Origin of the sequence: Rubritalea profundi, from assembly GCF_002954445.1 — a bacterium.
GTDB classification, from domain to species: domain Bacteria; phylum Verrucomicrobiota; class Verrucomicrobiia; order Verrucomicrobiales; family Akkermansiaceae; genus Rubritalea; species Rubritalea profundi.
On the sequence record NZ_MQWA01000001.1, the window covers coordinates 1,116,732 to 1,137,943 of the forward strand.

Sequence of the window (21,212 nt, forward strand, 5' to 3'; positions counted from 1 at the left end):
CTTAAACTACCTCTCACAACCCTCTGTAAACTCAGTAAATAGGCATTTACATTTATTCCTCAAAAAGGACTAAAGTTCGTATCCAGCCATACAAGCTGGATGATTATGAATCAGAATTTAGGAGTTTCTCGGTTCGAAATCGTTTGTTAGTATATATTTCATGTTTAAGTCCCCCAAATTCACAAATCCTTGGCTTCGACGTTTCGTCTCCGCTGGTTATATCTGGTGGAAGCGAAACCACGCGAATGAAGCAGCAGCGCTCGCCTTCTACTCTTTGTTCTCTTTAATCCCGATATTACTGATCGGTTTATTTGTTGCTGCGGTCCTAGTCGGTAAAGACACAGCTACATCCAGTCTATTGGAACAAACCAACAATGTGACCGGATTTAGCACCAGCGACTACCTCCAGCAGGCTCTAAGCCGAGACATGCAGTGGATCGGCAGCAAGTACTCACCTATTATAGGCGGCCTGGTACTTGCGTTTTCAGCAACCAAAGTCATCAATGAACTAAGGAGAGCTCTAAGCAATATCTTCGGTAACCCTAAGTACAAAAAGCGTAGTCATGAGGCTCTATCAAACCTACTTGGACGATTTATATCGTTGATAATTATCCTCAGCCTAGGGGTGGTCATTGCTAGTTCTGTCATTGGTGAGTCCATTCTAAATGCGATTAGAGAACAACTGACCGACTCCACCTACCTATTACTCTTCATTAACTATTTATCCCCCTTGGCTACTTTCACGGCGATGACATTTCTCACCACTATTGTGATGAGGTGGCTTCCAAAGCGCCCGCCACGCCTGAAAGAAGCCATCATAGGAGGGGTTGTTTGCTCAGTACTTATCGTTGCCCTAAAATACGGCCTAATGATTTTCTTAAGGCACGCTAACATCAGCAACATGTTCGGCGGCGCTTTGACTTTAGTATTGCTCCTGCTGTGGATCTATTTTGCGATGCAAGTTATTCTCTATAGTGCCGAGTTCTCAGCAATTTTAGCGAAAGAGCGTAGAGAGGCTGAGGGGGTGATAGACGACTCGAACACTATCGAGCCTGAAAGCGAGTGCACAAACCAGCCCCCTGAGTAATTGCATCTAGTCGTTCAGGGTGCTTGCCATGAGCAACGACTGTTTCAATACCGGCATCGACAGCAATTCTCACAGCTTTGAGTTTAGAAGCCATTCCTCCAATGGAAAACTTCCCTTTATCTGCTCTGATGAAACCTAAGACATCATCCACATTTTCTACATACTCGACAACATCTGTCGACTCAGGAGCTAGTAACCCGTCGATATTAGAAAGTAAAATAAGCTGAGATGCTCCGATAAGTGCCGCAACTCTAGCTGAGAGCATATCATTATCCCCAAAGCTTAGCTCCTCCACAGCCACTGAATCATTCTCATTTATAATAGGAATAATTTGAGGAGATTTAGATAAACGTTCTAGAGTGTCTTCCACACGAACTCGGCGTGCAGAGTCACGAAAATCATCAGCTGTGAGAAGTAATTGAGCGACATTCAACTCGAAGTTATTGAATAGATTTTCGTAGGCATGCATCAAACGAGTTTGCCCAACTGCAGCACAAGCCTGGCGCGTTGGCACATCTGAGGGATACTCATTCAAACCTAACTGAGATATACCTGCTCCCACCGCACCACTAGACACTAGCACACACGGTTGACCAGAACGCACGAGGTCAGCAACGGCCGTCACTAACTTTGTAAGCGCTACACGATCTAACTTACCGTCAATTTCACGAGTCAGCACCCCAGTGCCAATTTTGATAACTATCGGCTTCATATACTTTCAAGTGAAATTGCCGCAGCGCAACGAATTGCATCACTCACGGCCGGGAAAATTTGCTTTTTACGACTCACTACACCATCGGCATCAAGTACATTTTTTGAAATTTCATCAAAGGGCAAAGCTTCGATCACCCGAGGATCTCCAACTGCGACTATCTTGCTATAATGCTTCGTTATATCTGTCACAGCAAGCAATGCCACATCGTAGCCTTTATTGCTGATCAACCGCTCCAGGCCAGTGATCATTTCATCAGCCCTTTCGCTAAAGCGCTCAAGATCCATTTCTTCGACCTGTGAAATACTGATAAACTTCCCTCCTTCGTTGAACTGCTTGCGATCTGTACCTATCAATTCGTCTACTGATCCTTTTCTCAGTAATGAACCTGAAGCAAAAAAGTCATGAGTGAATTGAGTAGCATCCACCTCTGCAATATTCGTCAACCAAGCCAACATATCTCTATCCAACTCAGTAGTCGTAGGTGATGTTAAGTTAAGCGTGTCTGAAATAAGACCAGCACAGAGACACATGGCAACCCCTTTTGATAGAGGTATACTCATATATCTAAATTTCCGAGCAACCAGAGTGGAGGATGAACCACGGGCTCGTTCAAAAAACGAATGGGCTCGCGTGACATCACATCCCCACCAAGCCGGTGATGGTCGATAACTTCGATCACATTGGCCTCCTCAACCCCTCGGACAGCCTGAGCGTATTCATTGTGGTCGACTAACACCAAAGTGGTCGAGGGTGGGTCAACAAGAGCTGATTTACGAAAAACTCCGACAAGCTTACGCGTCCCCTTCTCCACTACCGGAAAAAGATCTTGGCGCGCGGCACTGAGACGCTTCCGCATATCTGAGACAGCCTCGTCAGCATTCACACAAAGAAATTCGTCACCCAAAGCATTACTCACAGAGCGAGAACAGCGAACTAACTGCACGGTCGTAGCAGTATCAAAACGCGAAAGAATAATTGCCACTCCTTTTTCCTTTGCTTCAGAAATAACTTCGTCTTGGACTTTATAGCCACCTGTCACGACGAGCACCCGCACACTATTAGTCACTGCCGCTAAATGAATATCCTCACGATCACCGCAGATCACTACCTGTTTATCGCAGAGTCCTTCTTCTTTGGCCGCATTGATGCTCTCTAACACAGATTCCTTACTCGATGCTCCTACGAACATGATAAGATCTTCCTCATCTTCGCTCAAGTCTGCAGCCACTGAACGCCCTTTAAGAGTTTCTTTAATATGCTGCTGAGACACATGAATCGTCTTCACGCTCTGCTGCCCCTCGAGGCTATCTGGCATCAAAAGTTGCATTAGATCGGTGAAGCGCAGGATTCCTCGGATTTCATTACTCGCACTAACAACTGGGACCGACTTGACCTCGGATTTCTGCATAGCTCGATAAACGGAATAGAAAGTCGCATCCTCGCCAACCGACACATGATCTTTGTCACAAATAAGTTCCGCAGTAGTCCTAACATCTGTGACCAGCGCTGGAGTTTCCATTCCAGCCTGTTCGAGAACCCAAGCAACGCGAGACGGCACAGCACCGCAGCGAATAGGGACTGCATCTACATTTTCAGCTCTACGAAGGTATTCAGCCTGACCTATGGCGGCACAGATTGCGTCGGTATCAGGGTTTAGGTGACCGACGACGTAGGTGGGTTTCTGGCTATTCAGAGTCATTTTTTAATTTACTATAGGCGGGTAAGCTCAACACATTTTTCCAGCAATGCAATAGCGAGTTGTCACATCTTCCATATCTGACTGAAAATCGCACCCTTCCACCATTCATTTTCTCCAATCTTCGTCATTTCATGTTCAATAAGTATTTCGTCTGGCTTTGAAAACTCCACGAAGGGAACTCCTGCAAACGCGTGAAAGAACCATTGCATGCAAACAACCAGAGCTGCGGCCTTACGGTGGGCTCTAGAATCAAAATCGCTCACTAATAATATGCCGTTAGGATTCAAGCTTGCTGATATGGCCCCAACAAAACTCATTCGATGTTCGCAGCCAAACCCATCAAGCACAAAGTGACACACAATAGCATCGTAAGATTTTTGGCTTCCTCTCTCAAACTTCTCACAGCGCCATATCACTCTAGAGTCATGAGCGGCGCGCTTCTGAGCGACCCGAAGCATCCCAGGGCTACAATCAATGTAGTCGATTTTAAAGTCTTGCTCGGATTTCAAAAGTTCAACTAAGAATCGACCATCGCCATCGCCCACGACTGCAATAGATGGACACTCCACCTCTATCAGACTTTGAAGAAGTGCCTCCAAGTAACTCAATCTTGCTTTTTGTAAGGTTGAAGAAAAGACCAGCATTTCAAGCCATCGGTAGGCTTCAGCACCCGTGAGTAATCTATGCTAGCCACACGACGAGGGGCACAGGAATTACCAATGCTAAGTCAGCCAAAACCCTCAAAGCCGCCACTGAAAAACGGGAACGCGAGCGGTTGATTACATGCAACAGTCCAGCTGAAGCCATCACTGCGTAACATAAAGGAGCACTGTAATCGTCAACAACAAAGGCAACTGCAAACACGGTCCCGACAACTAACATAAACAAGCCCATAGACAGAGCCACCTCACTCTCTTGCTTGACCTCGGGGTCACTCGAACGTCTGGAGCGTTCCCAAAGATCTATAGCATTGATATTCATGACACACAGCAAACCAAACAAAAGCACATGCACTGAGAGCAATACCGTATTGAGTGTCAGCAAAACCATCCCAACGAATTTTGCAAGTGATGAAAAAAATGCGACCACGAGTTGAAAGCCCTCAGCTCCTTGAAATGGTTGAAACACATCTGAGAGCACTAGATCCAACGGCTCAGAGGCTACAACTATAGGCGCGGCAACACCATAGGCAAAGGTCAAACCAGCCACCATATTTTTGGCGTAGGCTACATCAGCCTTATCAAACAAAGAAACTAGCCAGTAACAACCGACTAGAACTGCTCCCACTACACCCACAGTGAGCAACACGCGTGACATGTGAAACAGCGCAAAATAGCTGCTATATCCTATGATTCCTACAGCCAGCAGAATCAAGATCCATCGGCTTTTCCAATGGAATCGATGACGCCATGGCATCTCACCCTCGATTGGGTGCACGCCACGACTCACATCGCGAATACGATCGACGACGTAGATGCACCAGACAGCGGCAGCTAGAAGTAAATAGGACGAGAGTTCAAGGTATTGAACTCTCAATGCCTCGGCCACCATCCACATCCAAACCAAGGCTACGATGGGTGCATCGAGACTCAGTAGGTTAGGAAGCAACCAAGCTGGAGGACGCTTATTCATAAATAGGTCCTCCAGTGGAGAAATTAGTGGGCAGGGTGACCGGAATGATCATGTTCCTTCTTAGAAGGAGCCTCAACTTTGTGCTCGCCGTGCTCTTTATCAGCATCGCCGTGCTCAGCATGCTGATCGTGGCCGTGCGCATCATGAGATTCGTAGAGCTGCTTTGTTTTGTCCCATTCGTGCTTTTCACAGGAAGAAAGACCTACGAAAACTGCGAGGATGCTTGCGCTAAGGATGAAAAATTTCATTACGAGAAAAATCCATACCCGACATTAGACTAAAATCAAGACCTCAATATAGCTAATACTCAAATAAAGGTGACACGCCAGCCAATCCTAGCCACATTTTACTTCAGCCAAAAAGATCTAGAACCTAAAGAGATTGCCACCTCGTTTCCCAACTAGAGCAAAGGCTCCAGCGAGTGCAACACCAAGGAATATCATCGCCCAAACCCCCAAAGCTGAGGCAATTTCATGACCGTTGCCTAGAGTACTCAACAAAGCGTATATCGCTTTAGTAATTGGATAGTGTTCGGCTTGCTGTGCTAGAATGAGACTATCAGAGACCTCTAACATTGCGAAAGCAAATGCTAGGATAGCACCAGCAATCAAACTAGTGCCAATCAATGGTAATCCCACGCGCCAGAATGCACGGGCAGGAGAAGCCCCCATAGACATTGCCGCCTCCTCTAGTTCAACATTACTTTGTTGAAGACCAGACACTGCTGCCCTCACTACGAAAGGTAATCGACGAACAGCGTATGCCACAATCAAAAGTAAAGCTGGACTACCATTCGCTCCAATCAAAAAACTAAATGCTCCACCATTCTCACTCATGGACAAGTAACCAAAGGCTAACACAAGACCTGGAACAGCTAGAGGTAACATCATTAGCGCATCTAGGACGTTTCGTCCCCACATTTTACTACGGACAATAACCCAAGCAATAGCCACCCCAAGAATTACGTCCAAAAACGTAGCACCTGAGGCATACAACAAGCTATTCTTTATAGAGCCTAATACCAATGGATGCCCCAAACCTTCACCATAGTGCTGAAGTGTGAGTGATTCAGGAAAGATCGTGCCATACCAATCCGAAGAGACAGACAAGAAGAAGACTCCGAAATGGGGAACGGTGGCCAAGATGAAGACGAAAGCAAAGCTAAGTGAGATAAGCCACCCCTTAAGCCCTTTAAGTTTTCTTTCTTGAATATCAGCTTTGGGTTTGGTCGATAAGCCCAACTTATTACGCCCTAAAATAACTTTCGAGACAGCATAAACCAGCACCGAAATAGTCAACATCACTGCGACCAAAGCGTAGGGAATAGGATTGCTACTCAGATCCTTAATTCCCTCGAAAATTTGCACTGGCGCAACACGAGTGTAATCAAATACCAAAGGCACTCCGAGTTCCGTAAACGACCAGATAAAGACGATCGCCGCACCCGCAAATATCCCAGGCATACACAAAGGTAATGTAATGCGCTTAAAGCGAGTCCAAGGCGAAGCACCTAGATTCTGTGCCGCTTGCTCCATTGCTGGATCCAGATTACCTAGAGCAGCCAAGATATTCATATACAAGATAGGATAGAGGTGCAGAGCATTCAGTAGAACAATTCCCCAGAACTTGCCGGCACCTAACCAGTCCGTTGGAGCCGCTGCAGACATAAAGCCTAAATCTATGAGCAATGCATTCAGAGCCCCCTCAACCCCTAACATATGACGCACACCCACAGCCCCAACAAATGGAGGCAAAACCAAGGGGGCCAGCACCAACACCGTGAGCCACTTTTTCCCAGGAAACGTCCAACGGTAGGACACCAGAGCCAAAGGCAACGCTATGAAAAAGGTGAAAATAGTACTCATGACACCCAGAGCAAAGGCATTCCAAAGCCCTTCTAGATAGATTGGGTTGCTGAAAATGATCCACAGGTAAGCGATCGAGAACTGCCCGTTTTGATCCAGAAAGGCCTGCTTCAGCACATCTGCCACCGGCATTAAAAAGAACACGCCAAAAAAGAAAGTCACCAAAAACGTGATCAATACTGCCTTACCACGCTTCATGGCCTATTAGCCTCCTCTTTTGCTAGTTCAGCAGCTTCTTTGTAGTTTCTTCGGAAAATACCGGTCATACGTTTTGCCTCTTTAGCTGATTCTATTTTATTACCAGAATTCAATTGCTCACGCATCTCACCCATCGCTTTAACATAGGACACATATGAGACATCCTGAAAACGAGACATCGTCATCTCAGGCATATCGTATTGCACTAGCCCTACCCATGCCGCCTGCAACTCATGGTGGGCATCGATACACATACTTTTGATGATATACCGCAGCGCGTCAAAGACCGGGCCTGTGATTTCTGGCTGATAGATAAACAAAGGAGTTTCAGCATAAGGCCTCACCTCCGGATCCGTAAAGTCAGCTAAATTCTCAGGGCTGTAGACTGAGGGACGGATTGGTAACCGGCGTAAAGCTCGCCTTTTCGGCCCACCTTCAGAGCCCACACGCTTATTCCAGAGCACCTGCCCGTCCTCGCTCAATAAGTACTCCACAAACCCCTGCGCTAATTCGGAGTTCGGAGCCCCTTTGAAAACGGCCACGGGATCAACACTCAGTGAGGAGCCACCATCTGGAGCTACCCACTGAAGCCTAGAGGAACCGTCAGGCTTCTTTAGCTTTTCATTATACGCTCTACCGTAGAAATCGATACACATTCCTGCAGCGGCATCCCCCTGAGAAACATCATGAGGAATCTTGGTTGCTGCATCGGTAAAGTAGCGAGCATTCGCTGCTATTTTTTGAATCAAATTGAGCCCATCTGCCCAACCATAACCGATAGCTCGCTGCCGGCGCATCTCCTCAGTCTCTCCTGGTTGCCTCCGGGTGCTCGCCAGAGACTGGTGGATTTTTTGCTGCACTAACATCTCGAATGCTCGCGCGACTGAGCCACTTTTCGTTGGGTCAGCCATTGCGATTGAGCCTAGATATTTAGGGTCACTAAGGTCATCCCAGGTTTTTGGTGGTTCAATGCGTAATCGCTCAAGATTATCTACATTATAACAAATACCAAATTGTGAGAGACATACACCCACCCAATATTTTTCCTTATTGTAATAGGTTTCCCCAGTGTACATCCGGGGAATCCCCAACTTACCATCGAACCAATCCTCGTGAGTACTAAAGACATCAAGCTTCTCAAATCGTCCAGCTTTCGCCATTTTCTCAAAGATGTATTCACCGCCACCAAAAAACACATCTATCCCCACTCCACCACCTTTGGCATTGGTAAATTTACTATCTAGCACCATACGAATCTCGGATGTGCCACCTGGAGTTCTCCAGTCGATATATACCTTTTTGCCCGTTTTCTTCTGCCAATAGGCATTGAAAGCTTCGGTAAATTCACTGCGAATTGTTTCATTGTGCGGCGTAATCACCACCAATACCTCATCAGCCTCAGATCGACTAACCGCCTCTGGCCTCTGTAAAATGAGTGGCGAAACAGCCACCAACACAAGGGCGGCGATCACTCCAATTCGTTTATTCCAGAATTTCTTCATCTCTGATTACGGCTTCAGCATCACCACGTCTTGTTGTCGCGCAGTTAGAGCCACATGCTCGTTTGGCTCACGCAAATGACGAGGATTTAACTCAGAGACCTGAATATAGACACCTTCGTCGCTTTGGACTAGATATTGGATTGTAGCCCCTTGATACACTCTCTCAATCACCATACCGTATACTTGATTTATCACGTCACCAGAATCGTCAAATCGTAATGCCTCAGGCCGCACGGACACCACAACTGAGTCCTCCACTTCTGGCTTCCATCCCGGCTCAGTCACATGACCTTGAAAAATCTCACCCGCTGCAGAAATCACGCGCACACAATAGCCGCGGTGGTCGTCATGCACGATCCAGTCAACTTTCCCTGTTAGGAAGTTCGTCTCCCCCATGAACTGAGCTACGTGTTTACTGCGCGGAGCTCTATACACCTCTTCAGGAGTTCCCACCTGTGCAATGTGTCCGTCTCGCATCACAGCGATTTTGTCTGCCACGGAAAGTGCTTCCTCTTGGTCGTGCGTCACATAGACAGCAGTGAGGCCAAACTCTTTCACGATACGGCGAATTTCAGTACGCATCTCAAGCCGCAACTGAGCATCAAGGTTGGAAAGAGGCTCATCTAACAATAAACATTTAGGCCGCACCACTAGCGCTCTAGCCAGTGCCACGCGTTGCTGTTGCCCGCCAGAAAGCTGGTCCACTCTACGGTCTTCATAGCCCTCGAGCCGAACACCCTTAAGCGCTTCCAGAGTGCGATCCACTAGTTCATCGCCTTGGATCCCGCGTTCCTGCAGGCCAAAGGCCACATTCTCCCCCACCGACATATGTGGCCAGAGCGCATACGATTGAAACACCATGGCTGCCTCTCGCTTGTGGGTTGGCACACCAGTGACATCCCGCTCACCAAAAAATATTTTCCCCTCATCAGGTTCTTCGAGCCCAGCAATAGTTCTCAGCAAGGTGGTTTTACCGCATCCGCTAGCACCTAACAAAAAGAACAATTCACCTTCACCGACATGAAGATTCACCTCCTTGAGCGCAACGACATCTTTGCCGTAGCTCTTTTTTACACCATCTATCTGAATCGCATCCATTGCTTCCTCGGTATACTTCCTTATGCGCGGGGTAATGCAAGAATAGAGATTCTCTAATCTAGAGTAACCGGATGGAGTGGGTACTCAGCCACTTGCTCAAGCTTGATGCCGTAGACCTTCGCGATCTCTGGTGCATCAGACTTCTTGTACACATCCCTGTAGTAGATCTCCTTCACCCCATAGGCACAAAGTGTCTGCATACAGGCGGTGCAAGGCATTGTCGTTGTAGCGATCACTTTTGCCTCCCCTCGCTTGAACAAGCTGCATAGATTCACTTCGGCGTGTAGCATAAACTTCTGCCTACTATCGCGGTCATCCCAAAATCCCTCTGGCGCATCAAAGCACGGAGCGAGCCCATTGTAGGCTGTACCAATAACTCGGTTATCAAAATCTAACGCGGCCGCTCCTACTTTACGAAATGGATCCTCACTTCGGAGGCTAGCCACATGGGCTAACGCCATTGCATATTGAGGGATGGATAGTCGTTCCGAATTCATGGTGAGACTTCAACACAGCCACCACCACTAGCTCAATACTTTTTCTCACACACGTAGTAGAGCACGCAACGACCTTTCCACGAGAAACTCCTCAATGCATCACAAGGCCTTCATTTACTGCAAGTTTTTCACATTGGCTTCATCCTCTCTTCACAGTATACTAATTCTCTAGCCGCATGTTTAAACTCACTCGCCGACAGACCATCCAGACTTTGCTCGCAGCCGCTCCTGTCGCTGCGGTAATCGATGCATTCCTCATTGAGCCAAACCTTCTCAGTGTCACGCGCCGCGAGATCACCCTGCCACGACTTCCATCTGAACTAGACGGATTCACCATCGCACAACTCAGCGACTTTCATTATAAGCCGGATAAAGATCACGATCTTATGGTCAAAGCCGTGCATGCAGTGAATGCCGAAAATGTTGATTTCATCGCTCTCACTGGTGACTATGTAACAGATGACTCAGCTGTGATCACCCCACTCATGGAGCATCTTAGCCAGCTACAATCAAAACATGGCATAGCCGCCTCCATGGGCAATCACGATGGGTGGACACACTCGGGAGATTATTACCGTAAAATCTTCACCAAAGCCGGCATCCCCTTTCTCATCAACCAGAATACCGAACTCAATATCAAAGGCACCCGGCTTCATATAGCAGGTACCGACTACGTATGGTTAGGCTCGCCAGATCCGGCAAAAACCCTCAAGGGTATCCCCGCTAATTCCCCAGTGATTGCACTCGTCCACGAACCAGACTACTTCGACACGATGCGTGCGATCCGCGACATCGACCTGCAGCTCTCTGGCCACACCCATGGTGGGCAATGCCGAGTCCCTCTCATTGGCTATGCTCCAGTGAAGGTGAAATATGGAGAAAACTACGTGTATGGGCATTATCAAGAAGCCAATTCCCAACTCTTCATCTCGCGTGGTATAGGGACCTCGGGCATGCGAGTTCGCTTTGCTTGTGCACCGGAAATCGCCATACTCACCCTCCGTTGCGCCATCTAAGCCTTCCAAAACCCATCAGAGTTCGCCCACTACTCGTTAGTAATGAACAAGGCACAACCATATGCCAAACCAGAGTATTGACGTACTGGTATTCTTCCCCATAGTCGCCGCCCGCATTCAGCGGGCAAAAAATTGATCGACTTTCCACACTGGAGAGTTCTTTCCTATTTCACCACAAATTCTTATGGCTAATTACGCAATCAACGGATTCGGGCGCATCGGACGTAACGTCCTTCGTGCACTCATTGAAAAAGGCGAACTTGAAAAAGTTGTCGCTATCAACGACCTGACTGACAACAAGACTCTTGCTCACCTTCTTAAGTATGACTCTTCACAGGGCAAGCTCGACGCAGATGTTTCGTTCGACGAGAAGCACCTGATCGTAAACGGTCACAAGATCGTAGCACTCGCTCAGCGCGACCCGGCACAACTCCCATGGGCTGAGCTCAAGGTTGACGTTGTTCTTGAGTCCACAGGATTCTTCGCATCACAGGCAGGTTCACAGAAGCACATCGACGCAGGCGCTAAGAAAGTTCTTATCTCCGCTCCAGCTCCTGATCCAGATCTCATGATGTGTATCGGCATCAACGATAGCGAGTACGACGCTACTAAGCACAACATCGTGTCTAACGCATCATGCACAACTAACTGCCTCGCACCAATGGTGAAGGTACTCAACGATTCCTTCGGTCTCGTGCAGGGAATGATGGCTACCATCCACTCCTACACAAACGACCAGCGTATCCTTGACCTTCCACACAGTGACCTTCGTCGCTCCCGTGCAGCAGCTGTTAACATCATCCCAACTTCTACCGGTGCTGCTAAAGCAATCGGTAAAGTGATCCCAGAACTCGCAGGTAAGCTCAACGGTAACTCTTACCGTGTGCCAACTCCTACAGGTTCTATCACTGACCTCGTTTGTATCCTTAAGCGCGAAGTGACACTTGAGGAAGTGAACGCAGCGTTCAAAGCAGCAGCAGACGGCCCACTGAAAGGCATCCTCGAATACACAGACGAGCCAATCGTTCTTCAGGACGTTGTATCTAACCCACACAGCTCAGTCTACGACTCAGGCTGCACAATGGTTGACGGCGCAATGGTGAAGCTCGCTTCATGGTACGACAACGAGTGGGGCTACTCAAGCCGCGCCGCAGAAGGCCTAGCCCTTCTCGGTAAAGGACTCTAATCCGACTATCAACTTCAACAGGGGAGGCTTTCATAGAGTCTCCCCTGTTTTGTTTTACAACCCGCGCTCCATCTGGCAACTCAGTGCCACCCACTTTTCAAACAACAGTTAACCACTAACCGAAACTAATTCACTATGGCTAAACTCACAATCCGCGACATCGACGTCCAGGGCAAAGAAGTCCTCATGCGTGTGGACTTCAACGTCCCACTCGACGACAATCTCCAGATCACCGACGACTCCCGCATCCTCGGAGCTCTTCCCTCTATCAAACACCTCCTAGCTGGCGGCGCTAAGCTTGTTCTTTGTTCCCACCTCGGCCGTCCAGAGGGCGAAGCTCAGGAGAAGTACTCACTGCGCCCAGTAGCAAAGCGTCTCTCTGAGCACCTCGGCGCAGCAGTAGCATTTGCTGATGACACTATCGGCGATCACGCCACAACACTTCGCTCCACTCTCCATGCTGGTCACGTGATGGTCCTAGAGAACACACGCTTCGACAACCGCGAGACAGCAAATGCCCCTGAATTCTCCAAAGCCCTCGCTGGCAATGCTGAGATCTTCGTCAACGATGCATTCGGCACAGCGCACCGCGCACACTCTTCCACAGAAGGCGTGACTCACTTTGTTTCCCAGTCCGTGTCAGGTTTCCTCATCGAGAAAGAACTCGAGTTCCTCCAAGACAAACTCGCTTCACCAGAAAAGCCATTCGTGGCGATCATGGGCGGCGCAAAAGTTTCCGACAAGATCCAGGTCATCAAAGCAATGATGGCTAAGGCTGACACCTTCATCATCGGTGGAGCAATGGCCTACACATTCCGTCTCGCTCAGGGCTACAAGGTAGGTGACTCCCTCGTGGAGCCTAAGTTCGTAGAACTAGCCAAAGAGATCCTCGAAGAAGCTGAAGCAAAAGGCATCAACTTCCACCTTCCTGCTGACACACGTATCACTCAGGAGTTCAAGCCAACAGCAGTCACTAAAGTAACAGCTCCCTACTCAGACGGCGGAGAAATCCCCGACGGCTGGGAAGGCATCGACATCGGCGCCGTTGCTATCGGTGACTTCGAAAAAGTAGTAGCAGGCGCTAAGACAATCCTCTGGAACGGCCCAATGGGCGTGTTCGAACTAGACAACTTCGCAGCAGGCACAAAGGCACTCACAGCAGCAGTTGCTAAATCTGACGCACTCACCATCGTTGGTGGTGGTGATTCAGTCACAGCAGCAAACAAGTTCTCAGACGCATCTAACTTCAGTTTCCTCTCCACTGGTGGCGGTGCTTCCCTCGAGCTTCTCGAAGGCAAGACTCTCCCAGGTGTAGCAGCACTCACTGATAAGTCGTAGAAGAGGCTTCCAGCCTCTTTTCCCAAATCACAAATAACCAATCAAAATAACAAACATCATGTCACGTAATCTAATCATCGCAGCAAACTGGAAGCTCAACAAAGGCCCAGCAGACGCAGCAGCATTCCTCGACGCATTCTGCGTAGTAGCCAAAGACTTCAAAGGCACTGCAGACATCGTACTCGCACCTTCATTCCTCACCATCCCATCCGTTGTAACTAAGCTCGACGGTTGCGATCGTATTGCAGTGGCTTCTCAGAATGTTTCTGAGCAAGAGTCCGGTGCATTCACTGGTGAAGTGAGCACATGCATGCTCAAGGAAGTTGGCGTTCAGTACGTCATCCTCGGTCACTCAGAGCGTCGTTCTATCTACGGCGAGTCTGATGCTCTCATCAACGCCAAGGTAAAGAAAACTCTCGCAGCTGGCCTCAAGCCAATCTTCTGTATCGGTGAAACTCTCGCAGAACGCGAAGGCGGCAAGCTCGAGTCCGTTCTCACCACTCAAATAACTGACGGCCTCAAGGACGTTGCAGACCTCTCCGACGTAGTCATCGCATACGAGCCAGTTTGGGCAATCGGCACCGGCGTAACAGCTTCTGCTGAGCAAGCACAGGACACACACAAGTTCGTCCGTTCCGTCATTGCTAACCTCTACGGCCAGTCCGCTGCAGACGCAGTACGCATCCAGTACGGCGGTTCTGTAAAGCCAGCTAACGCAGCTGAGCTTCTCGGCCAGCCAGACATCGACGGCGCACTCGTCGGCGGTGCAGCCCTCGAAGCCGAGTCATTCTTCGGTATCCTCGAGAACTCAGCATCGTAAAAGAGCGTTTCCAACCTCTTACACAACCAAGAAACAACATCTTTCAAAACAAAGCCTCGCACCTAACAGTGCGGGGCTTTTTCATCAAAGCACCTAAAACGCCTTAGCCCCCCATCAAGCTGAGAAAAAATAGTTCCGCCTCGGCAAAGAAGAATCAAGATGCAGCAATACTGAGGCAGCCAAATTCACAGAATGCTCACACAGAGTGATATCTGTAAATCCAGTGCTTCCAACATTTTCAACGCGGCCATATTTTCTTTAAAAGTCAGTTATTATAGCCTTTAGATCCCGGTCAGGCCTCTGGCCAACAGAGCGCACATAAAATTTGGCGCCAGTGAGACGCAACAATTCGGCGAGACGATACAAAGCGGCTTCTTCGCGATGGTCATTCAGATCGCAAAACCAATAAATTGTATCCACCTTATATACTAGGAGCATTTCCTCCACACAAGACAGGGTACCAGGCTTCAGCTTAGCCACCGCGCCATATTCCAATGCTGGCGCTTTTAGTGAACAACCTACCACCTCCCGATAGACTGGGCTCTGAAATTTCTTTTTAATATCCTTTTTAAGTCGGTCTATGTGGCTAGTCATACTTCCAGAAATATCCAAAATCACCCCGAAGTTGGCGCTATATACCGAGATCCCATCAATTTCGGCCGTCCGATAATCCATTTCACCCGAGTGATCAGCCGCCTCAATCAACTTCTTGTGAATAACTTTACGCAAGGCACTTATTTCCTTACGAAGAATTTCCGCAGAGTGGTCAACCGGCCAACCTGGCTCCTGCTCCATCCATTTCCCAGGCTGAAACCCGTAAAATGCCTGGTGAATTGCAGTGATGGCTTCCTCTAAAGCTTCCCCCTTTTCTTCCAGTGAGGTAATGAGATCCTGCTTACTTACGCCCTTCCACTTCTTCTCCTGAGCTATACCTTCATTACATTTATTGATCTCCTTGCCCAAGGGTTTGATGGAACTCTCATAAAGTTCTCTCAATTTCACGACGTTTTCCTGTCGAGTAGAGCTTCTGTCACGTTCTTTTATCTCAAAACCAGCCTTCTTGAGGACTCTTTGCCTCTCGGCATCTCTTATGCTCTGCCTCATTTCCCCCACAGCACGCTTGACCCTACTACTTGTAATTTCTTCAGGCCAGTCAATCAATATAGATGGATTTTCAGGAGAAACTACCGCAATCAAGTCCTGCTCCAAAGTAATGAGCTGCATGAGCTGCCGGCAGGTAAATACCGAATTGGGGTCTTCGAGGCTCGGTAGGCTTTCTTTGATATATTCCATCTGATTTCTGAAATACTTCAGAACTTCATTCGAAATCACCACCTCGACAGACGGTTTTTCCTCCGTATTGTCAGAGCCCAACTCAGTATTCTTAGAGTCAATCTTGTTAAAATCTTTGAGCTTTTCCCGCGAAAAATCCGAAAGCTTGGCCAGGGGTATTGAAAATTTTCGACTATCATTCGCCCTACGAACTCGGATCTCTTTTTCCTTCACTTCAAGGATGACGACCGTCAGCGACCGACCTTTCTTATCCGTGATTTCCTCGACGACTTCCCCGCCCGCCACAATGGGAGCACAAAAAACGAATGCAATCAGGGCAGCCATCAAGACAGCTATATACCGGTTAACTAGGCTAAAAATGGCTGCTAAGAACTGACTTTTGCGGTGGTGTATTGAGAGCATTGAGCTGGGGCGGGAATTTTGAATAGAGGAAGAATACTCTGGAATGCTCAATTATCGTAATAAGTGAGCAAACTGAACGATTCGCCAGAAAAGTCATGTGCCAGTTTACTGAAAATTAACATGACTCGCCCGTTCGCAATGCCAAGCTCTTTTTTAGTCGGACGTGCCACACCAAAACACCCCCTATTATGCCACACAATTGACGACATTGAATCGTTCCGCGATTTCAGCGCATTCAAAGATGACCGATAAATTCAACACAAGCATTTTGTAACCTATTATGATAGAATGCCGTATACATCACTGAACCCTAAACCAGAAACCCCAGCTATGTCAGTACACGTAAAATACGGCCCGATCGATATTACTCTCGAAAAAGACTCTGAAGGCTTCGCCTTTTCCTGTCCACTTTGCCACAGCATGTTCTTCTCCACCGGAGACCAAGCATCCTGTAGTAATGTCGTTCAAGACCACCTGCAACAGTTCCACCGAATCTCTCTGCCAGCAGCTACTATCTCTGAGGACAATATTGAGACACCACAGGTTCCGCTCAGAAAATCGCTCAAGCTAAAATAACTCCTCTTGGCTGAGGTTGCCTGAGAGTTTTTCGAGAATCGCGCCACGATTGCTCTCGCCAAACTCTAGCCAGTCAGTTGGCTCTTGTTGATTGGCGCAGAGCACTTGAACTTCTGATAGTCCGCCGTCAGCTAACAATCCACTCACAGTTTTGCTGGCCACTTCTGGGCAATTGCAGTCACCACTGAGATGACCTAACACCACATGAGCAAGTCGCTCGCAACCAACGTCAGCAATCAGTTCTCCCGCCTGCGTGTTAGATAAATGTCCGTGTCTCGATGCAATACGTTGCTTGGTTGACCACGGCCGTCTAGTATCAGCTTCGAGCAATTCTTCATCGTAATTAGCTTCAACAAACAATGCTTGAGTCTCACGCAAATGCATCCGCATTGCCTGAGTCACATAGCCCACATCTGTCACTAGCCCAAATTTTGTAGTCCCACCGCGGACGGTAAACCCAACTGGCTCCGCGGCATCGTGAGGGATTGGGAATGGATGGACTGTCAATTCGTCTAGCTGGAAATCTTGTCCAGTGTGGAAGACTTTCCAAGGCACATCACTTTTCATTCCCCACTGCAGGGCCTCCTTCGTCATCGCATTTGCGTAGACGGGGATTTTACGTTTGCGTAGCAGCACATCTAATCCACGAGCGTGGTCGCTGTGTTCGTGAGTCAGCAAAACGCCCGTCAAGGAATCTGGATCAACCCCGATATCCTCCATCCGTACAGTCAATTGCTTGGCACTGAGTCCTGCATCCAACAACAAACGGGTCTTACCACACTCAAGAATTGTTGCATTACCACCGCTACCGCTACCTAAAACTGCCATCCGCATTCTCACAAGCCGGATCGTAAGCCTAATTGCCCAGCACTCAAGCCAGATTGTTTGATTCAATAGAATCTAGAACTTTTGCCTTCCGTCCCTAGCTAAATACTCTACATCTAGCTCCATGAATGTCATGAACGTGATCATCGGCTCCACCTTCGCACTTCTTGTTGCTGGTTTTTTTATCTCCTACAGCAGCATGAATAATCGTGAAATCAGTGATCCTGATACCCTCGAAGTAGCTCGCTTGGAAAAACGCATAGCTCAACTAGAATCAGCCAGGCTCAAAGGTACCAATGCTAACCAAGGCTTCTCTAATTCCTTTAACACCCAGTCACCACTTCAACAAGCTGCCGTCCAGCAGGCAGATACCACTGAACTCGAGCGCCTTCGTAGTGATCTCAGCGTCCTCAAGGATGAGCGTGACAAAATCGAAGATCAAGCAGCAGCCGTCATCGAAGAAGCCCTCGGCGCTCAACCTGCTAAGAACGACCGTCGAGCTAACCTTATAAAGTCAGCCCTCGTCATGGCTAAGATCACCGAGTACAACAACGTCGAAAAAATCGCTGGAATCGAGATCGAACGCGTAGGCAACGTCAATACTGGCGACGTCCTCGGCATCCGCCGCAACTCAGGCATCATTGGCCGCCTCACTATTGGCATGATCGACCGTAACCAAGGCATCGCGGACCCACTTCCGGGATCATTCATGGGTGGCAGCATCGACATCCAACTTGGCGACGAGCTCATTCTCCCGCCTAACTAATCCTGGACCACTATTTAAGGAACCCACCCCCCACTCTGTAAAAAGCGAGCATCTGCTCGCTTTTTTGTTGCCCAAACACCACTGGTCACGACTACACTCACGGCGTGGATCAGCTTACTATCACTCAACTCAAACAATCCGCCGGCGACTCACCTATCAGCGCCAGCGTCGACGTCCAACTCCAGTCCTGTGTCACCAAGACGACGAAGTCTGGAAAGCCCTACTTAGAGCTCGTCCTCGCGGATTCGATTGACCAATTTACTCTCAAAATCTGGGAAAACCTGCCTCAGTTCAAATCCGCTCAGAAACTTCCAGCTGAGTCATTCCTCCGCCTCGCTGGCGACTGGACTCAAAACCAATACGGTCTCGACGCCCAACGCTGGGATTTCAGACCACTCAATGCTAGTGAAACCGCTGACCTCCTCACTGGCGACCCAGAGACCAGCGCCAAGCAAAGACAAGACTGGCAGACCATTACGCAGCTTTGTCAGGACATTTCTGATCCTCGCCTCCACGCACTTTGCCAGCTCTTCACCGAACGCTACGGACTCAGATTCCAACGCACTGCGGCTGCGAGAAAGAATCACCATGCTCGCCGCGGTGGTCTAGTAGAGCATGTTGCGCAAATGATGCGCTCAGCCATGGCGCTCACCACGGTCTACACCGATCTCAACACCGACCTTCTCATCACTGGTATTCTTTTCCACGATTGCGGAAAAATGTGGGAGAACACCTATCCAGAAACTGGCTTTGCCCAACCTTTCGACCTGCAAGGCGAAATGCTCGGACACATCCCGCTCGGCATCGATCTCGCTAGCCGACTTTGGTCAGAGATGATTGGCGACAGCCCGAAGGTCTGGAACGACCTTTTCCCACTCAGCTCGGACGTCCGCATTCACTTGCTCCATCTGATCGCCAGCCACCACGGCACATACGAATTTGGCTCACCCACATTGCCACGCACCCCAGAGGCTATCGTACTACATCATATTGACAACATCGACGCCAAGTACGAGATGTTCAAGCAAGCGTACAACGTAGCCCCAGAGCTGGCACCAGGGATTCATCAAAAGCAATTCCCACTCCCAGCCAACCTAGTCACCCCCCTCGCCCATTATCCTAAGGACGCCGAGACTCCGCGCTCAGCCGCTCCAACAATGGTAACGGCGACAGCCACTGAGCAAGTGGTCGAAACTTCAAAGGCCAAGCCAGTTCCAAAAAAGTCTCCAAAGCCGAAAACTCCTTTAGCCGAGCCTCCTCCGCAGCCAAAACTAAAAGAGGAACCCGTGAAAACGGCTCCAAAGAAAGGTAAAGAACCTGAAGACGCTCCAGAATTAGAGGACGAATTTCAGGCGCAGCCATTTACCGGCGACCTCTTTTAGCCAAAGCCGGCTCGCTGCCTTAAATAATCACAAAAATGCTCCAGTGACTTATGGTCACTGGAGCATTTTTAGTTACAAATCTCGAATTACTCTCCTAGCGCTTTAGCACAATACGGTAATGCGCCTTACCGTCGCGCAGGTGCTTGATGGCGGCATTGACATCTTCCATAGCGAACTCTTCTACTACTGGAGCTATGTTATGCAGTTTGGCGAAATCTAACATCTGAGCAATCGTTGCTGGACTCCCTACTGGTGAGCCAGAGATCGAACGTTGGGACATGATGAGACCGAAAGCTCCGATATCCAGCGGCTCTAGTGTTGCCCCGACAAAGTGGAGTCGCCCTTTTGCAGCGAGAGTATTTAGATAAAGATTCCAATCTAACTTCACATTGACTGTCGAGATGATCAGATCGAACTGACCCGCAGCGGCCTCGAGCACCGCTTCATCGCGTGAGTTGAGTGTGTGATGCGCTCCTAGTTCCAATGCCTCGGTGCGTTTTGATTCGGTCGATGTGAAAGCGGTCACCTCACACCCCCAGGCATTAAGAAACTGAACAGCCATGCTGCCCAATCCGCCAATACCGATCACACCCACCTTAGAGGTCGGCTTTATATCGAATTGAACAAGCGGGTTGAAAACTGTGATTCCGCCACAGAAGAGTGGCCCCGCTTTTGCTAGATCTACTCCATCCGGGATAGCTACGACACTATTTGCAGCTGCGCGTACTTTGTCAGCAAACCCACCGTGACTTGCGATAGTCGGAGTGGAAGCAGCACAGAGATTCTGATCCCCAGATTCGCAATGATTACAGTGATCACAATAGGCTGAATGCCAGCCCAGGCCAACAGCCTGCCCCACTTCGAAACCAACTACTCCATCACCGACTTGGGCAATCCGCCCCACCACCTCGTGGCCCGGCACGAGCGGGTACTCAGAAAACGCCCATTCGTTATCAATCATACTCAGGTCCGAATGACAGATCCCACAGTAGAGCACATCGATCTCTACATCATTTTCCCCTAGCGCACCTGGGTCGTATTGGAAAGGCTCGAGTTCAGCCCCTTGTTCGTTTGCTGCAAATGCGCTTATCATAGTGGTCCATCATTACACCATAAACTAACATTTCGCTAGAAGAGTTCTTAAAAATTCTAGACATCCGATTCCCTAGACAGTCCGAGCCAAGCTGGATCACTTTATCATAGAGGTTCGAAAATTATAGAGGTACGAAAACGGAAAACCTCTACTCAAGCTATCCGAAAGAAATTCACAGCTTCATCGCTCTCAGACCTAATACAAAATAAGCCGTGCTGAATC

Annotated in this window: 21 protein-coding genes; 8 read left to right on the forward strand and 13 right to left on the reverse strand. The window is 48.7% G+C overall.

Annotation, left to right across the window (positions count from 1 at the left end):
* The first annotated feature begins 160 nt into the window (after window positions 1-160).
* The gene (locus BSZ32_RS04805; protein WP_105042380.1) at window positions 161-1,087 is read left to right on the forward strand and encodes a YihY/virulence factor BrkB family protein; all 927 of its coding nucleotides are present in this window, start codon (window positions 161-163) and stop codon (window positions 1,085-1,087) included.
* Here the strand turns inward: BSZ32_RS04805 and proB are convergent.
* The 10 genes from proB to BSZ32_RS04850 form a co-directional block, all read right to left on the reverse strand.
* The gene (gene proB, locus BSZ32_RS04810) at window positions 1,044-1,799 is read right to left on the reverse strand and encodes a glutamate 5-kinase (protein WP_105042381.1); all 756 of its coding nucleotides are present in this window, start codon (window positions 1,797-1,799) and stop codon (window positions 1,044-1,046) included. The two genes, BSZ32_RS04805 and proB, sit on opposite strands and share 44 nt — an antisense overlap.
* Window positions 1,796-2,362 carry a DHHA2 domain-containing protein gene (locus tag BSZ32_RS19150; RefSeq protein WP_206018722.1) on the reverse strand — a complete coding sequence of 189 codons (567 nt, stop codon included), beginning with the start codon at window positions 2,360-2,362 and terminating at the stop codon, window positions 1,796-1,798. Before BSZ32_RS19150 ends, proB begins: the two co-directional genes overlap by 4 nt.
* Window positions 2,359-3,501, reverse strand: coding sequence for a DRTGG domain-containing protein (locus tag BSZ32_RS04815; RefSeq protein WP_206018723.1), 1,143 nt, complete (start codon window positions 3,499-3,501; stop codon window positions 2,359-2,361). The genes BSZ32_RS19150 and BSZ32_RS04815 overlap by 4 nt, the downstream gene beginning before the upstream one ends.
* 62 nt (window positions 3,502-3,563) lie before the next feature.
* Entirely contained in the window at window positions 3,564-4,100 is a 537-nt protein-coding gene (locus BSZ32_RS04820) for a class I SAM-dependent methyltransferase (RefSeq protein ID WP_165788650.1), read from the reverse strand.
* A gap of 82 nt (window positions 4,101-4,182) precedes the next feature.
* Window positions 4,183-5,133: a hypothetical protein gene (locus tag BSZ32_RS04825; RefSeq protein WP_105042383.1), complete on the reverse strand. Its 951-nt coding sequence runs from the start codon at window positions 5,131-5,133 to the stop codon at window positions 4,183-4,185.
* Between the two features lie 23 nt (window positions 5,134-5,156).
* The gene (locus tag BSZ32_RS04830; RefSeq protein WP_105042384.1) at window positions 5,157-5,381 is read right to left on the reverse strand and encodes a hypothetical protein; all 225 of its coding nucleotides are present in this window, start codon (window positions 5,379-5,381) and stop codon (window positions 5,157-5,159) included.
* Window positions 5,382-5,498: 117 nt separating this feature from the next.
* Window positions 5,499-7,196, reverse strand: coding sequence for an ABC transporter permease (locus BSZ32_RS04835; RefSeq protein ID WP_105042385.1), 1,698 nt, complete (start codon window positions 7,194-7,196; stop codon window positions 5,499-5,501).
* Complete coding sequence (locus tag BSZ32_RS04840; RefSeq protein WP_105042386.1) at window positions 7,193-8,698, reverse strand: ABC transporter substrate-binding protein; 1,506 nt, start codon at window positions 8,696-8,698, stop codon at window positions 7,193-7,195. Before BSZ32_RS04840 ends, BSZ32_RS04835 begins: the two co-directional genes overlap by 4 nt.
* 6 nt (window positions 8,699-8,704) lie before the next feature.
* Window positions 8,705-9,796 (reverse strand): ABC transporter ATP-binding protein, encoded by a 1,092-nt coding sequence (locus tag BSZ32_RS04845; RefSeq protein WP_105042387.1) that lies wholly within the window; start codon window positions 9,794-9,796, stop codon window positions 8,705-8,707.
* A gap of 53 nt (window positions 9,797-9,849) precedes the next feature.
* Window positions 9,850-10,293 carry a deoxycytidylate deaminase gene (locus BSZ32_RS04850; RefSeq protein ID WP_105042388.1) on the reverse strand — a complete coding sequence of 148 codons (444 nt, stop codon included), beginning with the start codon at window positions 10,291-10,293 and terminating at the stop codon, window positions 9,850-9,852.
* Window positions 10,294-10,469: 176 nt separating this feature from the next.
* Here BSZ32_RS04850 and BSZ32_RS04855 point away from each other — a divergent pair, with 176 nt between their 5' ends.
* From BSZ32_RS04855 to tpiA, 4 genes are all read left to right on the forward strand, one after another.
* A complete protein-coding gene (locus BSZ32_RS04855) occupies window positions 10,470-11,309 on the forward strand; it encodes a metallophosphoesterase (RefSeq protein WP_105042389.1) in 840 nt (279 codons plus the stop codon).
* Between the two features lie 184 nt (window positions 11,310-11,493).
* Entirely contained in the window at window positions 11,494-12,495 is a 1,002-nt protein-coding gene (gap, locus tag BSZ32_RS04860; RefSeq protein ID WP_105042390.1) for a type I glyceraldehyde-3-phosphate dehydrogenase, read from the forward strand.
* Between the two features lie 135 nt (window positions 12,496-12,630).
* On the forward strand, window positions 12,631-13,833 hold the full coding sequence (locus BSZ32_RS04865) for a phosphoglycerate kinase (protein ID WP_105042391.1): 1,203 nt from the start codon (window positions 12,631-12,633) through the stop codon (window positions 13,831-13,833).
* A 58-nt stretch (window positions 13,834-13,891) separates the two neighbouring features.
* Window positions 13,892-14,653 (forward strand): triose-phosphate isomerase, encoded by a 762-nt coding sequence (gene tpiA / locus BSZ32_RS04870; protein WP_105042392.1) that lies wholly within the window; start codon window positions 13,892-13,894, stop codon window positions 14,651-14,653.
* Window positions 14,654-14,911: 258 nt separating this feature from the next.
* Here the strand turns inward: tpiA and BSZ32_RS04875 are convergent, their stop codons facing one another.
* Window positions 14,912-16,270 carry a hypothetical protein gene (locus BSZ32_RS04875; RefSeq protein ID WP_129589595.1) on the reverse strand — a complete coding sequence of 453 codons (1,359 nt, stop codon included), beginning with the start codon at window positions 16,268-16,270 and terminating at the stop codon, window positions 14,912-14,914.
* 408 nt (window positions 16,271-16,678) lie between these two features.
* Between BSZ32_RS04875 and BSZ32_RS04880 the strand changes: the two genes are divergently transcribed.
* Window positions 16,679-16,924, forward strand: coding sequence for a hypothetical protein (locus BSZ32_RS04880; RefSeq protein WP_129589596.1), 246 nt, complete (start codon window positions 16,679-16,681; stop codon window positions 16,922-16,924).
* On the opposite strand, the gene BSZ32_RS04885 is transcribed toward BSZ32_RS04880, so the two are convergent.
* Window positions 16,916-17,752: an MBL fold metallo-hydrolase gene (locus BSZ32_RS04885; RefSeq protein WP_165788651.1), complete on the reverse strand. Its 837-nt coding sequence runs from the start codon at window positions 17,750-17,752 to the stop codon at window positions 16,916-16,918. The genes BSZ32_RS04880 and BSZ32_RS04885 overlap by 9 nt on opposite strands.
* A 121-nt stretch (window positions 17,753-17,873) precedes the next feature.
* On the opposite strand from BSZ32_RS04885, the gene BSZ32_RS04890 reads away from it, so the two are divergent.
* Both BSZ32_RS04890 and BSZ32_RS04895 read left to right on the forward strand, forming a co-directional pair.
* Window positions 17,874-18,515: a hypothetical protein gene (locus BSZ32_RS04890; protein ID WP_105042396.1), complete on the forward strand. Its 642-nt coding sequence runs from the start codon at window positions 17,874-17,876 to the stop codon at window positions 18,513-18,515.
* A 104-nt stretch (window positions 18,516-18,619) separates the two neighbouring features.
* On the forward strand, window positions 18,620-19,897 hold the full coding sequence (locus BSZ32_RS04895; RefSeq protein ID WP_105042397.1) for an HD domain-containing protein: 1,278 nt from the start codon (window positions 18,620-18,622) through the stop codon (window positions 19,895-19,897).
* Between the two features lie 94 nt (window positions 19,898-19,991).
* Here the strand turns inward: BSZ32_RS04895 and ahr are convergent, their stop codons facing one another.
* Window positions 19,992-20,990, reverse strand: coding sequence for an NADPH-dependent aldehyde reductase Ahr (gene ahr / locus BSZ32_RS04900; RefSeq protein ID WP_105042398.1), 999 nt, complete (start codon window positions 20,988-20,990; stop codon window positions 19,992-19,994).
* Window positions 20,991-21,212 lie beyond the last annotated feature (222 nt).